The following is an 18,051-nucleotide window of genomic DNA, read 5'->3' as shown; positions in this document are numbered from 1 at the left end:
ACCAGCACCTTTACTTCTGGGTGCTGGTCGGCATCAGTATCGGCATCGGCATAGGTGGCCCGGCCGGGGGCCGCCCGGCCGTAGAGGCGGGCGGCCCTGCTGGTGGTCCACTCGCCGCCGTCCCGCAGGACGGCGGCGAGCAGACGTTCGCGGCGGGTGGTCACCGGCCGCTGCTGTTCATGAGCAGCCACGAACCGACCAGCGCGGCGGCGGCGATCACGCCGCAGATGACGGTGATCACTGGTCGTCTCCCTCGATGTCGCCGAGGTCGACGGGCGCGGCCGGGTAGGACTGCTCGGTCAGGTCCGCGCGGCCCAGGTGGGCAAGCTGCTCGCGCCCCCAGTTGGCGGCGGGGAACGCCTTCCGCAGCATCAAGAGGGCGCGGCGGGCGGCGTCGGCGTTGCCGACCTCGGCCCCGGCGGCGTCGAGCAGCAGCACGCGGTGCAGCGTGCGGCGGTCGTGGTGCACGGGGGTGATGAGCACCGTGGCGGCCTCGGGCACCACGGCCGCGATCGCCTGGACGGCGGTGACGTTGATGCCCGGGCGGGCCGGGCGGTTATGGTGGAGCACGTGTGATCCCTTCGGGGGTTGTGAGGGCCGACCGGGCGCAATCCGGGCGGCCCTCGTTTCGTTTGCGGTCAGGCGGCGTCGGCGAGCGTCTGCTCGCCCTGTCCGCGCATCTCGGCGGCCTGCCGGTGCAGGCGGCGCAAGATCAGCTCGATTTCGTCGGCGCTCCGGGTGCTGCCGACGGCGGCGGCCTCGGCCGCCTGCCGGATCGGCATCGAGTCGCGGCGCCGCCGGGCGGCATCCAGCGCGTTCCGCGCCTGCCGGAACGCCTCGGCCCGGGTGATCACCGGGGCACTCATGCCGCGTCCTTGATCAGGTCCGCCGAGGTGAGGCCGTACACGCGCTCGATGGCGGCCAGGCCCGCCGGGCCGGGCGTGGCGCGGCCGGTGGTCCAGCGGTAGGCGGCCAGGTAGGGCACGTCCAGGCGTCGGGCGATGTCGGCGGCCGAGCGGTCGCCGCGAGCGTGGGCGACCCGCAGCAGCGGGGCAGGGGTGTACGTCATCAGCCATCCCCTTGTCTGTCTCGGTTGGCTGTCTATCTGACTGGACAGACAGTAGCACGGTCTGAATCTGTCTGAACAGACAGAGGTTGCATGGAAAATCACGGGATGGTCACCGTTGACACACGAGGCGATTACACAGAGAATCGAACCCCCATTCGGGAGATGGGGAGAGGGGGTGAATCTGACGTGTATTCAGTGCGCATGGCCGGTTCTCGCATCGCATCTGATCTTTCACGCGAGATAGATTGCGCCCATGACAAGCCAGACAGACAGCAACGGCAAGGCGTTCGCGACCTGGTTCCATCGCGAGCTGACCAAGCGGGGCTACGACCTGAGCAAGGTTGGGGGAGGGCGCGCGAAGTTCGCGGCGACGGCCGGCGTATCGGCCTCCACGGTCGGCCGGCTGCTGCGGGGCGAGATGACCGCAGACGTACGCATCCTCGGCCAGGTCGCCACCGCGCTGGGCTACCCCGTCGGCGACGTGCTCGTGCGAGCCGGCGTCCTCTCCGCCGACGAGCTACAGGCAGCCCGCACCCCTGATCGAGAGCGACCTATGACCCCCGAGGAGGCCGCCGCCGAACTCGGGATCGTCGACCCCATCGACCGCGACGCGTTCGCCGCCATGGTCATCGCCATGCAGCAACGCAATCAAGACCGGCAGTAACCCCTGCACCGCAGCACCAACCGCACCACGGAGGTACCGCCCATGAGACACCGCGCCATCACCACCACGGCCGTAGCCGTGCTCGCCGCCGGCCTGGCCGTGCTCGCCGTCGGCCTGGCCGAGGCGGTCGACCCCCACCGCACAGTGATGGCCGGCGCGGTGCTCACCCTCGGCGCCCTCATCGTGGTCACCCGTGGTCGGCAGCACGCGCCGACCGGGCCGAACGACGGCCAGCTCGCCGCCGCCAGGACCGACGGATACCGGCTCGCGCTCTCCCACGTCGCCGCCGGCCTGCTCGACCCACCGCAGGACGGCACCCCGGCGACCGACACACGACAACCGCACCTGTACGCGGTCAACGAAAAGGAAGAGAGGAAAGGGGCATGACGCTAACGGAAGTCCCCCCGACTTTTTCCGGTGGGGACGACCTAGAGCCATTCCTGGGCTACATACGCGTATCGACCTGGAAAGAGGAAAAGATCAGCCCCGATATCCAGAAAGCGTCAATTCTGGACTGGGCGCGAAGAAATGGCGCGCGAATAGTCGACTGGATTGTCGACCTAGACGAGACTGGCCGTAATTTCCAACGCAAGATCATGCAAGGGATCGAGCGAGTCGAGAATGGCGAAATCAGGGGCATAGCCGTCTGGCGCTACTCGCGATTCGGCCGTGAACGCACTGGGAACGCCATAAACCTAGCTCGCCTGGAAAACGTAGGCGGGCGGCTCGAATCGGCAACGGAACAGGTAGACGCGACTACTGCAATAGGTCGATTTCAGCGCGGAATGATGCTGGAATTCGCCGCTTTCGAAAGCGACCGCACGGGCGAGGCATGGCGGGACACCCACAAGCACCGCAGGAGCCTCGGCCTGCCCGCATGTGGCCGGCCCCGATGGGGCTACATCTGGCACCCTCGCCGCATCCCGGACGGACGCGGCGGCTACGGAATGCAGGAAGAGCGCTACGAGATTGACCCCGAGACAGGGCCAGTGCTGGCCCACCTCTACCGCAGATACATAGCCGGTGAAGGATTCGCTGTGCTCTGCGCGTGGCTGAATGGGAACGGCTACCGGACCACACGTGAACGACTGTGGCGAGTCAATGCGCTCAAGCGGTACATGGACAGCGGATGGGCAGCAGGAATGCTGCGGCTCCACAATCCAGAATGCCCCTGCAAGGCAAAATCAAGCACCGGCGGCGTCACGGGAACCTGCCCCAATCACCTCTTGGTGCAAGCTGCACACGAGGAGCTGATCGACTACGACCTATGGACGAAATACAAGGCCCGCCGAGCGGAAGTCGCCGCAATGGCACCCCGCGCCAGAAAATCGACCTACGAGCTGACCGGCCTTCTGCGATGCGCTGAATGCCGGGGATATACTGGGGTGATATCGAAGCGTGTAGACGGCGTTCAGATATCAGGATGGGCGTACCGGTGCGCGCGCCGCGCCACCGTCGGCCCCATGGGATGTCCAGGAATCTACATCTGGCGCCATATCGTAGAGAAAAAGGTCTTCGAGTGGCTGCGCGATGAAGCGGCAGCCGGTATCGATGCTGCGCCCGCGACCGCGGACCCCGGCGCACCGGAAGTCGACGCCCGCCGTGTTGAGGCGGAACGCAAGCGTGCCGAAGCGGATGTGCAGCGGGCTACGGGGGCACTCGCACGACTGCGGGCAGAGCACGCCATGTCCCCGGGTGACTGGGGCCCTGGGGAGTACGAGGCAGCGCGGGACCAAATCCAGGCGGTACGTGCCGAAGCCCAAGAGCGGCTTGACGCCATGGCGCCTGTCGACCCCCTCCCGACGCGCGCCGAACTGGCTCCGATCGCGATCGGAGCCGTAGAGGAGTGGGACACCCTCGCTACCGCCGATCGATCGCGCATTCTGGGGTCGCTGCTGCGCCGCGTCGCCCTGGTCCGCACCGGGCCCGGGTCGGCCGGCGTCGTGGTCACCCCTCATCCCGTGTGGGAGCCCGATCCCTGGGCGTGATGCCCTCTTGTGTTTTAGAGCCACTGTCCGTGGTCAGCGGCGCCCATCTGGCGATCGTCCTGTTCGTGCTGATCGGACCGGCCGGTTCGGCCGGGCGCGCCGAGCGGGGCGGGCTGGCCGGGCGGCTGGGGATCGGGCTGCGCGCCACCGCCGTGCTGGGCGGCGGGCTGCTCATGGTGTTCGTGCTGATCTGCCGGCCGGGCCCCAGCGTGCTGCGGGCGGCGGTGTGCGGCGGGATCGCGCTGCTCGCGCTCGCCACCGGGCGCCGCCGTTCGCTGCTGCCGGCCCTGGCCGCCGCCGCGCTGCTGCTGGTGCTGTACGACCCCACGCTGTCGCGGTCGTTCGGCTTTCTGCTGTCGGTGCTGGCCACCGGTGCGCTGCTGACCCTCGCGCCGCGGTGGAGCGCCGCGCTGCGCGCCCGGGGTGTGCCGGGGCGGCTGGCGGAAGGACTGGCGGCGGCCGGGGCGGCGCAGGTGGTGTGCGCGCCGGTGGTGGCGGTGTTCACCGAGCGGATCAGCTTGGTCGCCGTGCCCGCGAACCTGCTGGCCGAACTCGCCTTCGCCCCGGCGCTGGTGCTGGGCTGGGCCGCGCTGGTGTGCGCCCCGGTGGCCATGCCGGTCGCCGAGGCGCTGGCCTGGCTGGCGGGCTGGCCGGCCGGGGCGATCGCCTGGATCGCTCGCGCCGGGGCCGGGCTGCCGGGGGCCGAGCTGGCCTGGCCCGGCGGCTGGGCCGGTGCGGCGCTGCTGGGTGTGCTCACGGTGGCGGTGGTGGCGCTGCTGCGGCGGGCGCTGCGCCGCCCGGTGCTGGGCGCGGGCTGTGCGCTGCTGCTGCTCGCCGCGGTCCTGCGGCCCGCTCCGGTGGAGCGGCTGACCCGGACGCTCACCGGGTGGCCGCCGCCGGACTGGCGGCTGGTGGTGTGCGACGTGGGGCAGGGCGACGCGCTGGCGCTGGCCGCCGGGGACGGCACGGCGGTGGTGGTGGACGCCGGTCCCGACCCGGTGGCGGTGGACCGCTGTCTGCGCGAGCTGGGGGTGCGGCACATCCCGCTGCTGGTGCTGAGCCACTTCCACGCCGACCATGTGGCCGGGCTGGCCGGGGTGCTGCGGGGCCGCGCGGTGGACACGATCCAGGTCTCGCCGGTGCCGGAGGACGCCGATCAGGCCGCGTTCGTGGCCCGGGTGGCGGCGGAGGAGGACGTGCCCGTGCTGCCGCTCGGCGCCGGTGCCGGGGGCGCGGTCGGGAACGAGCTGAGCTGGGAGGTGCTGTGGCCGCCACCCGACGCGGCCGAGCGGGGATACGGGGCGAACGACGCGAGCGTGACCCTGCTGGTGCGCACGGCCGGGGTGACGGTCCTGCTCCCCGGCGATCTGGAACCGCCCGCACAGCGGCGGCTGCTGGAGGCGCACCCGGGGCTCGGGGAGGTGACGGTGCTGAAGGTCGCCCACCACGGCTCCGGTGGGCAGTACGCCCCCCTGCTGGAGCGGCTGCGCCCCGCACTGGCGCTGATCCCGGTGGGCGCCGACAACAGCTACGGCCACCCCGCCCAGCCCACCCTGGACGCCCTGGCGGCGATGGACACCACGGTGCTGCGCACCGATCTGCACGGCGCACTGGCCGTCACGGCCGGCCCGGACGGCGCCGGGGGAGTGGTCCGGGGCGGCCGGCTCAGCGGTCGGTAGCCCGGGGCGGGCGGGCTAGGAGCGCTCCAGCCAGCCGTCGTGTTCCTCGGCGAGGGAAGCGAGGGCCGCCGGGTCCACGCTGGACGGCGGGTTCTCCAGGACCACCAGCCACTGGGCGTCCTCCGCGTCGTCCTCGCCCGCCAGGGCCTCGCGGACCAGCTGCGGTGCGGTGGGCAGCGGGAAGCGGTCGGTGAGGTCGGCGGCCACCTCCTCGGCCGCGTCGCGGTCGGGCAGCACCAGGATCAGGGGAGTCGCTTCGGTCATCCGCCCATTGTCGCCGCCCCCGGGTGTCGGTGGCGCGTGGGATGCTGGGGGCGATGGCCAGGAAGACGCAGAACACCGCCGATGACCCGCTCGCCGCCCTCACCGTCGCGGTGGGGCAGGAGGAACTGCTGCTCGACCGTGCCGTGCGGGAGGTCACCGCCGCGGCCCGGGCCGCCGACCCGGACACCGATGTACGGGACCTGGCGGCCGGGGAGTTGCAGCCCGGCACGCTGGCCGAGCTGACCAGCCCCTCGCTGTTCGCCGAGCGCAAGGTCATCGTGGTCAGGGCGGCCCAGGACCTCGGCGCGGACACCGTCAAGGAGCTGAAGTCCTATCTGGCGGCGCCCGCCGAGGAGATCACCCTGGTGCTGCTGCACGCCGGTGGCGCCAAGGGCAAGGGTCTGCTGGACGCCGCCCGCAAGGCGGGGGCGCGCGAGGTGGCCTGTCCGAAGATGACCAAGCCGGCCGACCGGCTGACCTTCGTGCGCGGCGAGTTCCGGTCGCTGGGGCGCAGCGCCGGCCCCGCCGCCTGCCAGGCCCTGGTGGACGCCGTCGGCAGCGATCTGCGGGAGCTGGCCTCCGCTGTGGCCCAGTTGACGGCCGATGTGGAGGGCACCATCGACGAGGCGGTGGTGGCGCGGTACTACACCGGCCGCGCCGAGGCGTCCAGCTTCACCGTCGCCGACCGGGCGGTGGAGGGCCGGCCGGCCGAGGCGCTGGAGGCGCTGCGCTGGGCGCTGTCCACCGGGGTGGCCCCGGTGCTGGTGACCAGCGCGCTGGCCCAGGGGGTGCGGGCGATCGGCAAGCTGGCCTCGGCCCCCGGCGGCATGCGGCCCGGCGATCTGGCGCGCGAGCTGGGCATGCCGCCGTGGAAGATCGACCGGGTGCGCCAGCAGATGCGCGGCTGGTCGGCGGACGGGGTGGCGGTCGCGCTGCGCGCGGTGGCGGACGCGGACGCCGCCGTCAAGGGCGGCGGTTACGACCCGGCGTACGCGCTGGAGAAGGCGGTGGTCACCATCGCCCGCGCCGCCCGGTCCCGGTGAACGCCGGGCGTCCGGCTACTCCTTGAGCGCCGTGAGGGTCTTCTCGGCCGAGGTCCGCAGCGCGGCGGTGACGGCGCGGGCCTCCACCAGTTCCGCGTACTCCGGGGTCTCCAGGTAGGCGTTCCAGCTGAGATGGGCCTCGAACCAGCCCTCCCGGACGCTCAGCAGCGCCCAGGTCAGTTCGCCGGATTCCTCGGCGAAGGTCACCAGATACGCCTCGTCGCCCAGCCCGGAGACCTCCTCGACGGTCAGTTCGAGTTCCCTCCCGAAGAACAGCTCCGAGGTCCTCGCCTGGTCGGCGAACTCCGGTGCCGGATCGGTGCCCCGGTGCCAGCTGACCTCGTAGTTGAGGTAGACCGAGTTGTAGTCGTCGTCGCCGGTGGGGACGAGGGTGATGTCGCAGACCGCCCTGTCCAGCCGGTCACCGCGGAAGGTGGCGGCCCGGGGTTCGGAGTCGATGCTGTAGCTGTCCTCGAAGGCCGAGACGTCGGCCGCCGCGCACAGGTCGTCGGTGGTGCCGTAGCCGGCCAGGTCGGGCCGGTCGGCACCGGCGAAGCCGCCGGTGGCGAGCAGTACCCCGCCCCAGGCCGCCGAGGCGAGCAGCGCCCCGCCGAGCCCCCACAGCCAGCCGGGGACCCCGCCGCGCTTGCCGCCGCCGGCCGGGGGCGCGGGTGGCGGCGGGTACCCGGAGTACCCCCCGGCGTACGGATTCGGCTGCGGTGGCTGGAGATATGGGTTGGGCGAGCCCCCCGGTATGGACATGGGGGTAACCTACCGCCTCCATGGCGAAGGCCCCAGACCGTCCCGGGGAAGGGGAGGTGCTGGGGCCTTCGGGGTACTGCTGCGGTACGACGTACCAGCGGTACACGAGGCGTCGCGCCCGTCGTGGCGAACGGTGGACAGCGCGGCGCTCAAGGCCGTCCGGGGCGGAGAGAGGGGCCGCCTGGTCCGGGAGGGCGGGGTGTACGCGCTACGGTCGAGAAGAGGTCAGCCCTTGAGCGCGTTGACCTGGACGGCCAGCGCGGACTTCTTGTTGGCGGCGTTGTTCTTGTGCAGCACGCCCTTGCTGACGGCCTTGTCCAGCTTGCGGGCGGCGACCTGGTAGGTGGCCTCCGCCTTCTCGACGTCGCCGGCGGCCACGGCCGCGCGGGCGGCGCGGACGGCGGTCTTCAGCTCGGACTTGACCGCCTTGTTGCGCAGCCGCGCCTTCTCGTTGGTCGTGATCCGCTTGATCTGGGACTTGATGTTCGCCACGAAGGAGCCTCTACAGATTCGCTACAGGTTTGTTTGAGCATGCGTGTCCAGCAGACACAGTGGGCCAGCTTACCAGCGCCCCCCTGTGGTCCCGTAGGCTTCCCTTGGCTGCTGCCCCGGGCCGGCCGAAGGACAATGGTCGCACCGTGCGGCTCCCGCAGGGCGCCAAGAGCACCACGACACCACCCAGACTTTGAAGAAAGTGCAGGTCAGAGTACGTGCATCTGCCCGGGAACACGGATTCGGCGCTGATCCGCAACTTCTGCATCATCGCCCACATCGACCACGGCAAGTCCACCCTCGCCGACCGGATGCTCCAGCTGACCGGGGTCGTCGAGCAGCGGCAGATGCGCGCCCAGTATCTCGACCGCATGGACATCGAACGTGAGCGCGGCATCACGATCAAGTCCCAGGCCGTCCGGATGCCCTGGAGCTCGGAGGACACCGGGGGCACCTCGCACGTCCTGAACATGATCGACACCCCGGGCCACGTGGACTTCACCTACGAGGTGTCCCGTTCGCTGGCGGCCTGCGAGGGCTGTGTCCTGCTGGTGGACGCCGCCCAGGGCATCGAGGCGCAGACGCTCGCCAACCTCTACCTGGCGATGGAGAACGACCTCACCATCATCCCGGTGCTCAACAAGATCGACCTGCCGGCCGCCCAGCCGGAGAAGTTCGCCGCCGAGCTGGCGCACCTCATCGGCTGCGACCCCTCCGATGTGCTGAAGGTCTCCGCCAAGACCGGCGAGGGCGTGGCCGAACTGCTGGACGAGGTGGTCCGCAAGGTCCCCGCCCCGGTCGGCCGGGCCGACGCCCCCGCCCGCGCGATGATCTTCGACTCGGTGTACGACGCGTACCGGGGGGTCGTCACCTACGTCAAGGTGGTCGACGGCAGGCTCGGCAAGCGCGAGCGCATCGCCATGATGTCCACCGGCGCCACCCACGAACTGCTGGAGATCGGGACCAACTCGCCGGAGATGACCGCGGCCGACGGGCTCGCCGTCGGCGAGGTGGGCTACCTCATCACCGGGGTGAAGGATGTCCGCCAGTCCAAGGTCGGCGACACCATCACCCAGCAGCGCGGCGGCGCCACCGAGCCGCTGGGCGGCTACAAGGACCCGAAGCCGATGGTGTTCTCCGGGCTCTATCCGCTGGACGGCTCCGACTACCCGGACCTGCGCGACGCGCTCGACAAGCTCCAGCTGAACGACGCCGCGCTCGTCTACGAGCCGGAGACCTCCGCCGCCCTCGGCTTCGGCTTCCGGGTCGGCTTCCTCGGGCTGCTGCACCTGGAGGTCATCCGCGAGCGCCTGGAGCGCGAGTTCGGCCTGGCGCTGATCGCCACCGCCCCCAACGTGGTCTACCAGGTGACCATGGAGGACGGCACCCACCACACGGTCACCAACCCCAGCGAGTACCCCACCGGCAAGATCGCCGAGGTGCGCGAGCCGGTGGTGAGGGCCACGCTCATCGCCCCGAACGAGTTCGTCGGCGCGATCATGGAGCTGTGCCAGAACCGGCGCGGCTCCCTCCAGGGCATGGACTACCTCTCCGAGGACCGGGTCGAGCTGCGCTACACGCTGCCGCTCGCCGAGATCGTCTTCGACTTCTTCGACGCGCTGAAGTCCAAGACCCGCGGCTACGCCTCGCTCGACTACGAGCCCACCGGGGAACAGCCCTCCCAGCTGGTGAAGGTCGACATCCTGCTGCACGGCGACCAGGTGGACGCGTTCTCGGCGATCGTGCACAAGGACAAGGCGTACGCGTACGGCGTGAAGATGGCGTCCAAGCTGCGCGAGCTCATCCCGCGCCAGCAGTTCGAGGTGCCCATCCAGGCCGCCATCGGCTCCCGGGTCATCGCGCGCGAGACGGTGCGCGCCATCCGCAAGGACGTGCTCTCCAAGTGCTACGGCGGTGACATCTCGCGCAAGCGGAAGCTGCTGGAGAAGCAGAAGGAGGGCAAGAAGCGCATGAAGATGGTCGGCCGGGTCGAGGTTCCGCAGGAGGCGTTCATCGCCGCGCTCTCCTCGGATTCCGACGGCGCGGGCACCGGTGACGGGAAGAACAAGAAGTAGCGACAGATCCGGTCGTTACGGGCCTTACGCGGGGCGGGGTTGGGCCGTAATCTGATCGTCCCAAGTTACCCATGAGTTACTCATCAGTCACCGATGTGTCGCCCCCAACGGCGCGGGACCGGAGGAAGCCGTGAGCGAACAGCAGCACCAGTCGATCGAGAACCGTCCACCGTCCCTGGCGCAGCTGTTCCTCGACCGTGTCGCGGCCACCCCCGACCGGGAGGCCTTCCGCTACCCGGTGCCCCCGGCCTCCGGCACCGGCCCCGACGACTGGGCCTCCTACACCTGGGCCCAGGCCGCCGACCGGGTCTTCGCGATCGCCGCCGGGCTGATGGACCTCGGGGTACGCCCGCAGGAGCGGGTCGCCATCGCCTCCACCACCCGCGTGGACTGGATCCTGTCCGACCTGGGCATCATGTGCGCCGGCGCGGCCACCACCACGGTCTACACCCAGACCAACGCGGACGAGACGGCGTACATCCTGGCCGACTCCGGCAGCAAGGTGGTGATCGCCGAGAACGCCGAGCAGCTCGCCAAGATCCGCGAGCGGCGCGCCGAGCTGACCGCGCTCGAACACGTGGTGGTCATCGAGGCCGCCGACGCCGCACCCGCCGAGGGCGACCCCGAGGGCTGGGTGCTCTCGCTCGCCGACCTCGCCGAGCGCGGCGCGGGCTACCTGGAGAAGCACCCCGAGGCCATCAAGGAGACGGTGGCCGCGCTGCGCCCCGAGCAGCTGGCCACCCTGATGTACACCTCCGGCACCACCGGAAGACCCAAGGGCGTCCGGCTGCGGCAGGACACCTGGTCCTACATGGGGTACGCGATCGAGGCCATCAACCTGCTGCGCACCGACGATGTGCAGTACCTGTGGCTGCCGCTGGCCCACATCTTCGGCAAGGTGCTGATCTCCGCCCATGTGAAGGTCGGGCACGTGAGCGCGGTGGACGGCCGCGCCGACAAGATCGTGGTGAACCTGCCAGTCGTCCGGCCGACGTACATGGCCGCCGTGCCCCGCATCTTCGAGCGGGTCTACAACGGCGCGCAGGCCAAGGCGCGGGCCGGCGGCGCGGCGAAGCTGCGGATCTTCGAGTGGGCCGCGAGGACGGCGATCGAGTACGCCAAGACGGCCCAGGAGAACTACCGGCGCACCGGCGCCGCGACCGTGCCCTTCGGCCTGTCGGCGCGCCGCGCGGTCGCGGACAAGCTGGTGTACGGCAAGCTGCGCGAGGCGATGGGCGGGCAGCTGCGCGGCATGGTCTCCGGCTCGGCCGCGCTGGCCCCGGACATCGGGTACTTCTTCTCCGGCGCCGGGCTGCACATCCTGGAGGGCTACGGGATGACCGAGTCCGCCGCGGCCAGCTTCGTGAACCCCGAGGTCGGCTACCGCACCGGCACGGTCGGCAAGGCGCTGCCCGGCTGCGAGGTGCGCATCGCGGAGGAGGACGGCGAGATCCTGCTGCGCGGGCCCGGGATCATGGAGGGCTACCACGGGCTGCCGGAGCTGACGGCGGAGACGCTGGAGGAGGACGGCTGGCTGCACACCGGCGACATCGGCGAGCTGTCGGACGACGGCTATCTGACGATCACCGACCGGAAGAAGGACCTGTTCAAGACGTCGGTCGGCAAGTACGTGGCGCCGACCGAGATCGAGGGCCGGTTCAAGGCGGTGTGCCCCTACATCTCGAACGTGCTGGTGCTCGGCGCGGACCGGAAGTTCTGCTCGGCGCTGATCGGCCTGGACGAGGCCCAGATCCTGGGCTGGGCGGCCGAGAACGGCATGGCGGGCCGCTCCTACGCCGAGGTGGTGGCCGACGCCCGCACCCGCGAGCTGATCGAGGGGTACGTCGGGCAGGTGAACGAGGGCCTCCAGCGCTGGCAGACCGTACGCCAGTTCCGGCTGCTGCCCCGTGACCTGGACGTGGAGCACGGGGAGCTGACCCCGAGCCTGAAGGTGAAGCGTCCGGTGGTCGAGGGCGAGTACAAGGAGCTCATCGAGGAGATGTACGCGCCCCGCGACTGACCGGGGCCGGTGCGGGCGCCGGGACCGCGCCCCGGCCCGCGGCCGGGTCAGTCGACCAGGTCGCGGACCAGGGCGTCCGCGAGCAGCCGGCCCCTGAGGGTGAGGGCCGCGCGGCCCTCGTCGTAGGCCGCCGGATCGAGCAGGCCGTCCGCCAGCGCGCGGGCGGCCGCCGCCGTTCCGGCCGCGTGCAGCAGCGTCAGGTCGCAGCCGGCCGCGCGCCGCAGCTCCAGCAGGATCCGCTCCACCCGCCGGTCCTCGTCCGTCAGCACCTCCCGGCCCGCGCCGGGGGAGCGCCCGGCGGCCAGCGCCTGGGCGTACGCGCCGGGGTGCTTGGCGTTCCACCAGCGCACTCCGCCCACGTGGCTGTGCGCCCCGGGACCGGCGCCCCACCAGTCGGCGCCGGTCCAGTACAGCTCGTTGTGCCGGCAGCGGGCGGCCTCCGATGTGGCCCAGTTGGAGACCTCGTACCAGGAGAAGCCCGCCGCCGACAGCACCTCCTCGGCGATCAGATAGCGGTCGGCGTGCACGTCGTCGTCGGTCATCGGGATCTCGCCGCGCCGCACCCGGCCCGCGAGCCGGGTGCCCTCCTCGACGATCAGCGAGTACGCCGACACATGGTCGGGCCCGGCCGCCACGGCGGCCTCCAGGGTGGCGCGCCAGTCCGCGTCGCTCTCCCCGGGGGTGCCGTAGATCAGGTCGAGGTTGACGTGCTCGAACCCGGCGGCCCTGGCCTCGGCCACGCACGCCTCGGGACGGCCCGGGGTGTGGGTGCGTTCCAGCACGCTCAGCACGTGGGGGCTCGCGCTCTGCATGCCGAACGAGACGCGGGTGAAGCCGGCCGCGCGCAGCTGGGCCAGATAGGCCGGGTCGACCGAGTCCGGGTTGGCCTCGGTGGTCACCTCGGCGCCGGGCGCCAGGCCGAACTCCTCGCGCACCACCGCCAGCATCGCGCCCAGGTCGGCGGCCGGCAGCAGGGTGGGGGTGCCGCCGCCGACGAAGACGGTGGACACCGGGCGCGGGTCGTCCCCGAGCACCCCGCGGGCCAGCCGGATCTCCTCGGCGAGGGTGGCCGCGTAGTTCTCCCGGGAGGCCAGCGCCCCGCCGGAGCCGCGCAGCTCGGTCGCCGTGTAGGTGTTGAAGTCGCAGTAGCCGCAGCGGGTGGCGCAGTACGGCACGTGCAGATAGAAGGCGAGCGGGCGGGCGGCGGATCCGTCCAGGGCGGTGGCGGGCAGCGAGCCGTCCTCGGGGACGGGCTCGCCGTCGGGCAGAGCGGAGGGCATGCCCTCCATTGTCCGCCATCCGTGGTCAGGGCACCGGGCCGCCCACCGTGACATGGTCGATCAGGTGCTCGACCGGGCCGAGGAGGGCCGGTTCCAGGTCGCGGTAGCTGGTCACCCTGCCCAGGATGTGCCGCCAGGCCGCGCCGGTGTTGGCGGGCCAGCCCAGGGCCGCGCACACGCCCTGCTTCCAGTCCCGGCCGCGCGGGACGGTGGGCCAGGCCGGGATGGACAGCGCCGAGGGCTTGACCGCCTGCCAGATGTCGACGAACGGGTGGCCGACGATGAGCACGTTCTCGTCCGTCACCTGGGCGGCGATCCGGGACTCCTTGGAACCGGGCACCAGGTGGTCCACCAGCACGCCGAGCCGGGCCCGCTCCGTCGGCCCGAACTCGCGCACGATCGCGGGCAGGTCGTCGACGCCCTCCAGGTATTCGACGACGACCCCCTCGATCCGCAGATCGTCGCCCCACACCTTCTCGACCAGCTCCGCGTCGTGCCGGCCCTCCACGTAGATGCGCCCGGCGCGCGCCACCCGCGCCCGCGCCCCCGGGACGGCGACCGAGCCGGACGCGGTACGGGCCGGCGCGGCCGGGCGCCCGGCCCGGGGGAGGGTGAGGGTGACCGGCTTGCCCTCCAGCAGGAAGCCGCGCGGCTCCAGCGGGAACACCCGCCGCTTGCCGAACCGGTCCTCCAGCGTGACGACCGGCCCCTGCGCCGTCTTCTCGCAGCCGATCACCGCCCCGCAGTACCCGGTACCGGCCTCCTCCACCACCAGGCCGGGCTCGGCGGGCACCTCGGGCGCCGGGGCGGACCGCTTCCACGGCGGGGTCAGATCGGGGCCGTAGTCTCTGCTGCGCATGGCCGTCATTGTGCCCCGGCGCGTGCGGCCAGGGACGCGCGCTGGGCGGCCACGAACGCGGCGTCCACCACCGCCCCGTGGCCGGGCACGTACCGCGCGTCCGGGCCGCCCCAGGCCAGCAGCCGGTCCAGCGCGCCCGGCCAGGCGGCAAGGTCCGCGTCCCGGCCGGCCTGCGGCTCGCCGGACTCCTCGACCAGATCGCCGGTGAAGACGGTGCGGTCCACCTTCACCGCCACGTCGTACGGGGTGTGCGCGGGCCCGAACGGGGCCAGCGAGACGGTACGGCCGCCGCCCAGGTAGAGCGACACCTTCCCGGTCACCGGGCGGGGCCGCACCCCCGACAGCGCCGCGACGCCGTCGGCCGCCTCCCGCTCCGGCATGCCGTGCCGCACCGCGTCCGCCGCCAGCTCCAGCGGATCGCCGAGCGTCCCGTACACCCGTGCCCCGGGGTAACCGCCGGCCCCCAGTGCGTGGTCGAAGTGCGGATGCGTCAGCACCACCCAGCGCACCGGCAGCCCCAGCAGCGCGCGCAGTCCGGCCCGGATCCGCCCGGCGGCGGCCGGGGACGGCCCCGCGTCGATGAGCAGCACCCCGCGCGGCCCGGCGATCGCGCCCACCGTCTCGTCCCATCCCGGCAGCCGGGTCCGCAGGACGCCGGCGGCAAGCTCTTCCCAAGAGGTCTCCACGGTGCGAAGTTAACGTCACGGAGCGGGGCATGCTCTGCCGGACGGGACCGCTCCCGCGATAGCGTCGGGCCGTCGCGCTTTCCCTGGCCTTGCTACCCGGCCGTACACTGGACAGGGATTGGCACTCGGAGTGGATGAGTGCCAGGACGGCACTGATGGGAAATGCGGCCGGACGGGAGGTGTCGCTGCATGCTGAGTGAACGCAGGCTGGAGGTGCTGCGCGCCATCGTCCAGGACTACGTGGGCACCGAGGAGCCGGTCGGCTCCAAGGCGCTGACGGAGCGGCACAATCTCCAGGTGTCCCCGGCGACGGTGCGCAACGACATGGCGGCGCTGGAGGAGGAGGGCTACATCGCCCAGCCCCACACCAGCGCCGGCCGGGTGCCCACGGACAAGGGCTACCGGCTCTTCGTCGACAAGCTCGCGGACGTCAAACCGCTGACCGGTGCCGAGCGGCGCGCGATCTCCAGCTTCCTGGAGGGCGCCGTCGACCTGGACGACGTGGTGAGCCGTACGGTCCGGCTGCTGGCCACCCTCACCCGGCAGGTCGCCGTCGTGCAGTACCCCTCGCTGAGCCGCTCCACGGTGCGGCACGTCGAACTGCTCTCGCTCGCGCCGGCCCGGGTGATGCTGGTGCTGATCACCGACACCGGGCGGGTCGAGCAGCGCATGGTGGACTGCCCGGCGCCGTTCGGGGAGACCTCGCTGGCCGACCTGCGGGCCCGGCTCAACAGCCGGATCGTGGGGGAGCGGTTCGCCGAGGTGCCCCGTCTCGTGCAGGACCTGCCCGAGTCCTTCGACAACGAGGACCGGGGCACGGTGTCCACGGTGCTGTCCACCCTGCTGGAAACCCTGGTCGAGGAGACCGAGGAACGGCTGATGATCGGCGGCACCGCCAATCTCACCCGGTTCGGCCAGGACTTCCCGCTGACGATCCGGCCGGTGCTGGAGGCACTGGAGGAGCACGTGGTGCTGCTCCGGCTGCTGGGCGAGGCCAAGGACACGGGTATGACCGTGCGCATCGGGCATGAGAACGCTCATGAGGGGTTGACCTCCACATCGGTCGTGGCGGTCGGCTACGGTTCCGGTAACGAGGCGGTCGCGAAACTGGGCGTGGTCGGACCGACCCGCATGGACTACCCCGGAACGATGGGAGCGGTGCGCGCAGTGGCACGGTACGTCGGACAGATCCTCGCGGAGAATTAAGTGGCGACGGACTACTACGCGGTCCTGGGCGTGCAGCGTGATGCCTCACAGGACGAGATCAAGAAGGCATTCCGCCGGCTGGCTCGGGAGCTGCACCCGGATGTGAATCCGGACCCGAAGACCCAGGAGCGGTTCAAGGAGATCAACACCGCCTACGAGGTGCTCTCCGACCCGCAGAAGAAACAGATGTACGACCTGGGCGGGGATCCGATGGGCCCCGGCGGCGGAGCGGGCGCGGGCGCCGGCTTCGGCGGCGCGGCCGGGTTCGGGAACTTCTCCGACATCATGGACGCCTTCTTCGGCACCGCCACCCAGCGCGGCCCGAAGTCGCGCACCCGGCGCGGCCAGGACGCCATGATCCGGCTGGAGATCGAGCTGAAGGAAGCGGCCTTCGGCACGACCAAGGAGATCCAGGTCGACACCGCCACCGTGTGCAACACCTGCAACGGTGAGGGCGCCGCGCCCGGTACCTCCGCGCAGACCTGTGACATGTGCCGGGGCCGGGGCGAGGTCTCGCAGGTCACCCGCTCCTTCCTGGGGCAGGTCATGACCTCGCGGCCGTGCCCGCAGTGCCAGGGCTTCGGCACGGTCGTGCCGACGCCGTGCCCCGAGTGCGCGGGTGACGGCCGGGTACGGTCGCGCCGCACGCTCACCGTGAAGATCCCGGCCGGTGTCGACAACGGCACCCGGATCCAGCTCGCGGGCGAGGGCGAGGTCGGCCCGGGCGGCGGGCCCCCCGGCGACCTGTATGTGGAGATCCGGGAGAAGGCGCACCCGGTCTTCCAGCGGCGCGGCGACGATCTGCACTGCACGGTGACCATCCCGATGACGGCGGCGGCCCTCGGCACCAAGGTGCCGCTGGAGACGCTGGACGGCACGGAGGAGGTCGACATCCGGCCCGGCACCCAGTCCGGCCAGTCGATCCCGCTGCACGGCCGGGGCGTGACCCATCTGCGCAGCAACGGGCGCGGCGAGCTGGTCGTCCACGTCGAGGTGCAGACACCCTCCAAACTCGACCCGGAGCAGGAGGAGCTGCTGCGGCGGCTGGCCAAGCTGCGGGGCGAGGAACGTCCTCTGGGGCAGTTCCAGCCGGGGCAGCAGGGGCTGTTCTCGCGGCTGAAGGACGCCTTCAACGGCCGTACGTAGGGAAGGCGCGCGAGCGAGATGACGGCGCCCGTATTCGTGACGGACGGGCCGCTGCCGGACGGTGGCGGCCCCGCCTCGCTGGTCCTGGACGGCGCCGAGGGCCGGCACGCGGTGTCGGTGCGGCGGCTGCGGGTGGGCGAGGAGATCGTGCTCACCGACGGCGCCGGTACCGGCGCGGTGGGGACGGTCTCGGCCGTCGAGGGCAAGGACCGGCTGGTGGTCGCGGTGGACGCGGTGCGCCGCGAGCCGCCGCCCGCGCCCCGGATCACTGTGGTGCAGGCGCTGCCCAAGGGCGATCGCGGCGAGCTGGCCGTGGAGACCATGACCGAGACCGGGGTGGACGCGATCGTGCCCTGGGCCGCCGACCGCTGCATCACGCAGTGGAAGGGGGAGCGGGGCGCGAAGTCGCTGGGCAAGTGGCGGGCGAGCGCCCGCGAGGCCGCCAAGCAGTCGCGGCGGCTGTGGATCCCGGAGATCACCGAGCCGATGAGCACGGCGGCGGTGGCGCGGCTGCTGGCGGGCGCCGCCTTCGCGGGGGTGCTCCACGAGTCGGGCACCCGGGCGCTGGCCGGTGCCCCGCTGCCCGCGACGGGCGACATCGTGCTGGTGGTGGGCCCGGAGGGCGGGGTGGCGCCGCGGGAGCTGGAGGCGTTCGCGGCGGCCGGCGCGGAACCGTACCGGCTGGGTCCGACGGTGCTGCGCACCTCCACGGCCGGTACCGCCGCCGCCGCGCTGCTGCTCACCCGCAGCGGGCGCTGGGCCTGAGCGCCGGGAGCACCCGGACGCGCCGGAGGCCGCCACCCCGTGGGGTGGCGGCC

20 protein-coding genes are annotated in these 18,051 nt (G+C 71.9%); 10 read left to right on the top strand and 10 right to left on the bottom strand.

Features of this window, described 5'->3' with window-relative positions; all coding sequences use genetic code 11:
* From ACFV5N_RS12645 to ACFV5N_RS12630, 4 genes are all read right to left on the bottom strand, one after another.
* Window positions 1-191, bottom strand: a 191-nt coding sequence (locus ACFV5N_RS12645; RefSeq protein WP_385597867.1) for a hypothetical protein, incomplete at its 3' end; no start/stop codon positions are given.
* 46 nt (window positions 192-237) lie between these two features.
* Window positions 238-570, bottom strand: coding sequence for a hypothetical protein (locus ACFV5N_RS12640; RefSeq protein ID WP_385597865.1), 333 nt, complete (start codon window positions 568-570; stop codon window positions 238-240).
* 68 nt (window positions 571-638) lie between these two features.
* Complete coding sequence (locus tag ACFV5N_RS12635; protein ID WP_385597862.1) at window positions 639-866, bottom strand: hypothetical protein; 228 nt, start codon at window positions 864-866, stop codon at window positions 639-641.
* A complete protein-coding gene (locus ACFV5N_RS12630) occupies window positions 863-1,069 on the bottom strand; it encodes a hypothetical protein (protein WP_385597859.1) in 207 nt (68 codons plus the stop codon). Before ACFV5N_RS12630 ends, ACFV5N_RS12635 begins: the two co-directional genes overlap by 4 nt.
* 253 nt (window positions 1,070-1,322) lie before the next feature.
* On the opposite strand from ACFV5N_RS12630, the gene ACFV5N_RS12625 reads away from it, so the two are divergent.
* The 4 genes from ACFV5N_RS12625 to ACFV5N_RS12610 are packed head-to-tail and all read left to right on the top strand — an operon-like array spanning window position 1,323 to window position 5,400.
* Entirely contained in the window at window positions 1,323-1,733 is a 411-nt protein-coding gene (locus tag ACFV5N_RS12625; RefSeq protein WP_385597856.1) for a helix-turn-helix domain-containing protein, read from the top strand.
* Between the two features lie 42 nt (window positions 1,734-1,775).
* Window positions 1,776-2,120, top strand: a complete 345-nt coding sequence (locus ACFV5N_RS12620; protein WP_385597853.1) for a hypothetical protein — start codon at window positions 1,776-1,778, stop codon at window positions 2,118-2,120.
* Window positions 2,117-3,721, top strand: a complete 1,605-nt coding sequence (locus ACFV5N_RS12615; RefSeq protein ID WP_385597850.1) for a recombinase family protein — start codon at window positions 2,117-2,119, stop codon at window positions 3,719-3,721. The genes ACFV5N_RS12620 and ACFV5N_RS12615 overlap by 4 nt, the downstream gene beginning before the upstream one ends.
* 29 nt (window positions 3,722-3,750) lie before the next feature.
* On the top strand, window positions 3,751-5,400 hold the full coding sequence (locus ACFV5N_RS12610; protein ID WP_385597848.1) for a ComEC/Rec2 family competence protein: 1,650 nt from the start codon (window positions 3,751-3,753) through the stop codon (window positions 5,398-5,400).
* A gap of 15 nt (window positions 5,401-5,415) precedes the next feature.
* Here ACFV5N_RS12610 and ACFV5N_RS12605 read toward each other — a convergent pair whose 3' ends face one another.
* Window positions 5,416-5,664, bottom strand: coding sequence for a hypothetical protein (locus ACFV5N_RS12605; protein ID WP_385597845.1), 249 nt, complete (start codon window positions 5,662-5,664; stop codon window positions 5,416-5,418).
* A gap of 53 nt (window positions 5,665-5,717) precedes the next feature.
* On the opposite strand from ACFV5N_RS12605, the gene holA reads away from it, so the two are divergent.
* On the top strand, window positions 5,718-6,707 hold the full coding sequence (gene holA / locus ACFV5N_RS12600; protein ID WP_385597842.1) for a DNA polymerase III subunit delta: 990 nt from the start codon (window positions 5,718-5,720) through the stop codon (window positions 6,705-6,707).
* 15 nt (window positions 6,708-6,722) lie between these two features.
* Here the strand turns inward: holA and ACFV5N_RS12595 are convergent, their stop codons facing one another.
* Together ACFV5N_RS12595 and rpsT are read right to left on the bottom strand one after the other, a co-directional pair.
* A complete protein-coding gene (locus ACFV5N_RS12595) occupies window positions 6,723-7,469 on the bottom strand; it encodes a hypothetical protein (protein ID WP_385597839.1) in 747 nt (248 codons plus the stop codon).
* Window positions 7,470-7,694: 225 nt separating this feature from the next.
* Window positions 7,695-7,961 (bottom strand): 30S ribosomal protein S20, encoded by a 267-nt coding sequence (rpsT, locus tag ACFV5N_RS12590; RefSeq protein WP_019432896.1) that lies wholly within the window; start codon window positions 7,959-7,961, stop codon window positions 7,695-7,697.
* Window positions 7,962-8,179: 218 nt separating this feature from the next.
* On the opposite strand from rpsT, the gene lepA reads away from it, so the two are divergent.
* Both lepA and ACFV5N_RS12580 read left to right on the top strand, forming a co-directional pair.
* Entirely contained in the window at window positions 8,180-10,036 is a 1,857-nt protein-coding gene (gene lepA / locus ACFV5N_RS12585) for a translation elongation factor 4 (protein ID WP_385597836.1), read from the top strand.
* Between the two features lie 130 nt (window positions 10,037-10,166).
* Entirely contained in the window at window positions 10,167-12,056 is a 1,890-nt protein-coding gene (locus tag ACFV5N_RS12580; protein ID WP_385597834.1) for an AMP-dependent synthetase/ligase, read from the top strand.
* A gap of 47 nt (window positions 12,057-12,103) precedes the next feature.
* Here the strand turns inward: ACFV5N_RS12580 and hemW are convergent, their stop codons facing one another.
* From hemW to ACFV5N_RS12565, 3 genes are read right to left on the bottom strand one after another with little or no spacing between them, the layout of a single operon-like run.
* Window positions 12,104-13,336, bottom strand: coding sequence for a radical SAM family heme chaperone HemW (hemW, locus tag ACFV5N_RS12575; RefSeq protein WP_385597831.1), 1,233 nt, complete (start codon window positions 13,334-13,336; stop codon window positions 12,104-12,106).
* 25 nt (window positions 13,337-13,361) lie between these two features.
* Window positions 13,362-14,195 carry a DUF3097 domain-containing protein gene (locus ACFV5N_RS12570; protein ID WP_385597828.1) on the bottom strand — a complete coding sequence of 278 codons (834 nt, stop codon included), beginning with the start codon at window positions 14,193-14,195 and terminating at the stop codon, window positions 13,362-13,364.
* A gap of 5 nt (window positions 14,196-14,200) precedes the next feature.
* Window positions 14,201-14,881, bottom strand: coding sequence for an MBL fold metallo-hydrolase (locus tag ACFV5N_RS12565; protein WP_385597825.1), 681 nt, complete (start codon window positions 14,879-14,881; stop codon window positions 14,201-14,203).
* 189 nt (window positions 14,882-15,070) lie between these two features.
* Here ACFV5N_RS12565 and hrcA point away from each other — a divergent pair, with 189 nt between their 5' ends.
* The 3 genes from hrcA to ACFV5N_RS12550 are packed head-to-tail and all read left to right on the top strand — an operon-like array spanning window position 15,071 to window position 17,998.
* Entirely contained in the window at window positions 15,071-16,087 is a 1,017-nt protein-coding gene (gene hrcA / locus ACFV5N_RS12560) for a heat-inducible transcriptional repressor HrcA (protein ID WP_019432902.1), read from the top strand.
* Complete coding sequence (gene dnaJ, locus ACFV5N_RS12555; protein WP_019432903.1) at window positions 16,088-17,233, top strand: molecular chaperone DnaJ; 1,146 nt, start codon at window positions 16,088-16,090, stop codon at window positions 17,231-17,233.
* An 18-nt stretch (window positions 17,234-17,251) separates the two neighbouring features.
* A complete protein-coding gene (locus tag ACFV5N_RS12550; RefSeq protein ID WP_385597821.1) occupies window positions 17,252-17,998 on the top strand; it encodes a 16S rRNA (uracil(1498)-N(3))-methyltransferase in 747 nt (248 codons plus the stop codon).
* Window positions 17,999-18,051: the final 53 nt, after the last annotated feature.

The organism is Streptomyces sp. NPDC059853, from assembly GCF_042731495.1.
GTDB lineage: Bacteria > Actinomycetota > Actinomycetes > Streptomycetales > Streptomycetaceae > Streptomyces.
Note: the sequence above shows the minus strand (reverse complement) of the source record. Positions and strands in the feature narration are given on the sequence as shown.

Coding starts and splice junctions, on each gene's coding strand:
- ACFV5N_RS12605 (WP_385597845.1), bottom strand. CDS start 5,664: ATGACCGAAGCGACTCCCCTGATCCTGGTGCTGCCCGACCGCGACGCG.
- ACFV5N_RS12635 (WP_385597862.1), bottom strand. CDS start 866: ATGAGTGCCCCGGTGATCACCCGGGCCGAGGCGTTCCGGCAGGCGCGG.
- ACFV5N_RS12595 (WP_385597839.1), bottom strand. CDS start 7,469: ATGTCCATACCGGGGGGCTCGCCCAACCCATATCTCCAGCCACCGCAG.
- ACFV5N_RS12570 (WP_385597828.1), bottom strand. CDS start 14,195: ATGCGCAGCAGAGACTACGGCCCCGATCTGACCCCGCCGTGGAAGCGG.
- hrcA (WP_019432902.1), top strand. CDS start 15,071: ATGCTGAGTGAACGCAGGCTGGAGGTGCTGCGCGCCATCGTCCAGGAC.
- ACFV5N_RS12550 (WP_385597821.1), top strand. CDS start 17,252: ATGACGGCGCCCGTATTCGTGACGGACGGGCCGCTGCCGGACGGTGGC.
- hemW (WP_385597831.1), bottom strand. CDS start 13,336: ATGCCCTCCGCTCTGCCCGACGGCGAGCCCGTCCCCGAGGACGGCTCG.
- ACFV5N_RS12615 (WP_385597850.1), top strand. CDS start 2,117: ATGACGCTAACGGAAGTCCCCCCGACTTTTTCCGGTGGGGACGACCTA.
- ACFV5N_RS12625 (WP_385597856.1), top strand. CDS start 1,323: ATGACAAGCCAGACAGACAGCAACGGCAAGGCGTTCGCGACCTGGTTC.
- ACFV5N_RS12630 (WP_385597859.1), bottom strand. CDS start 1,069: ATGACGTACACCCCTGCCCCGCTGCTGCGGGTCGCCCACGCTCGCGGC.
- ACFV5N_RS12620 (WP_385597853.1), top strand. CDS start 1,776: ATGAGACACCGCGCCATCACCACCACGGCCGTAGCCGTGCTCGCCGCC.
- holA (WP_385597842.1), top strand. CDS start 5,718: ATGGCCAGGAAGACGCAGAACACCGCCGATGACCCGCTCGCCGCCCTC.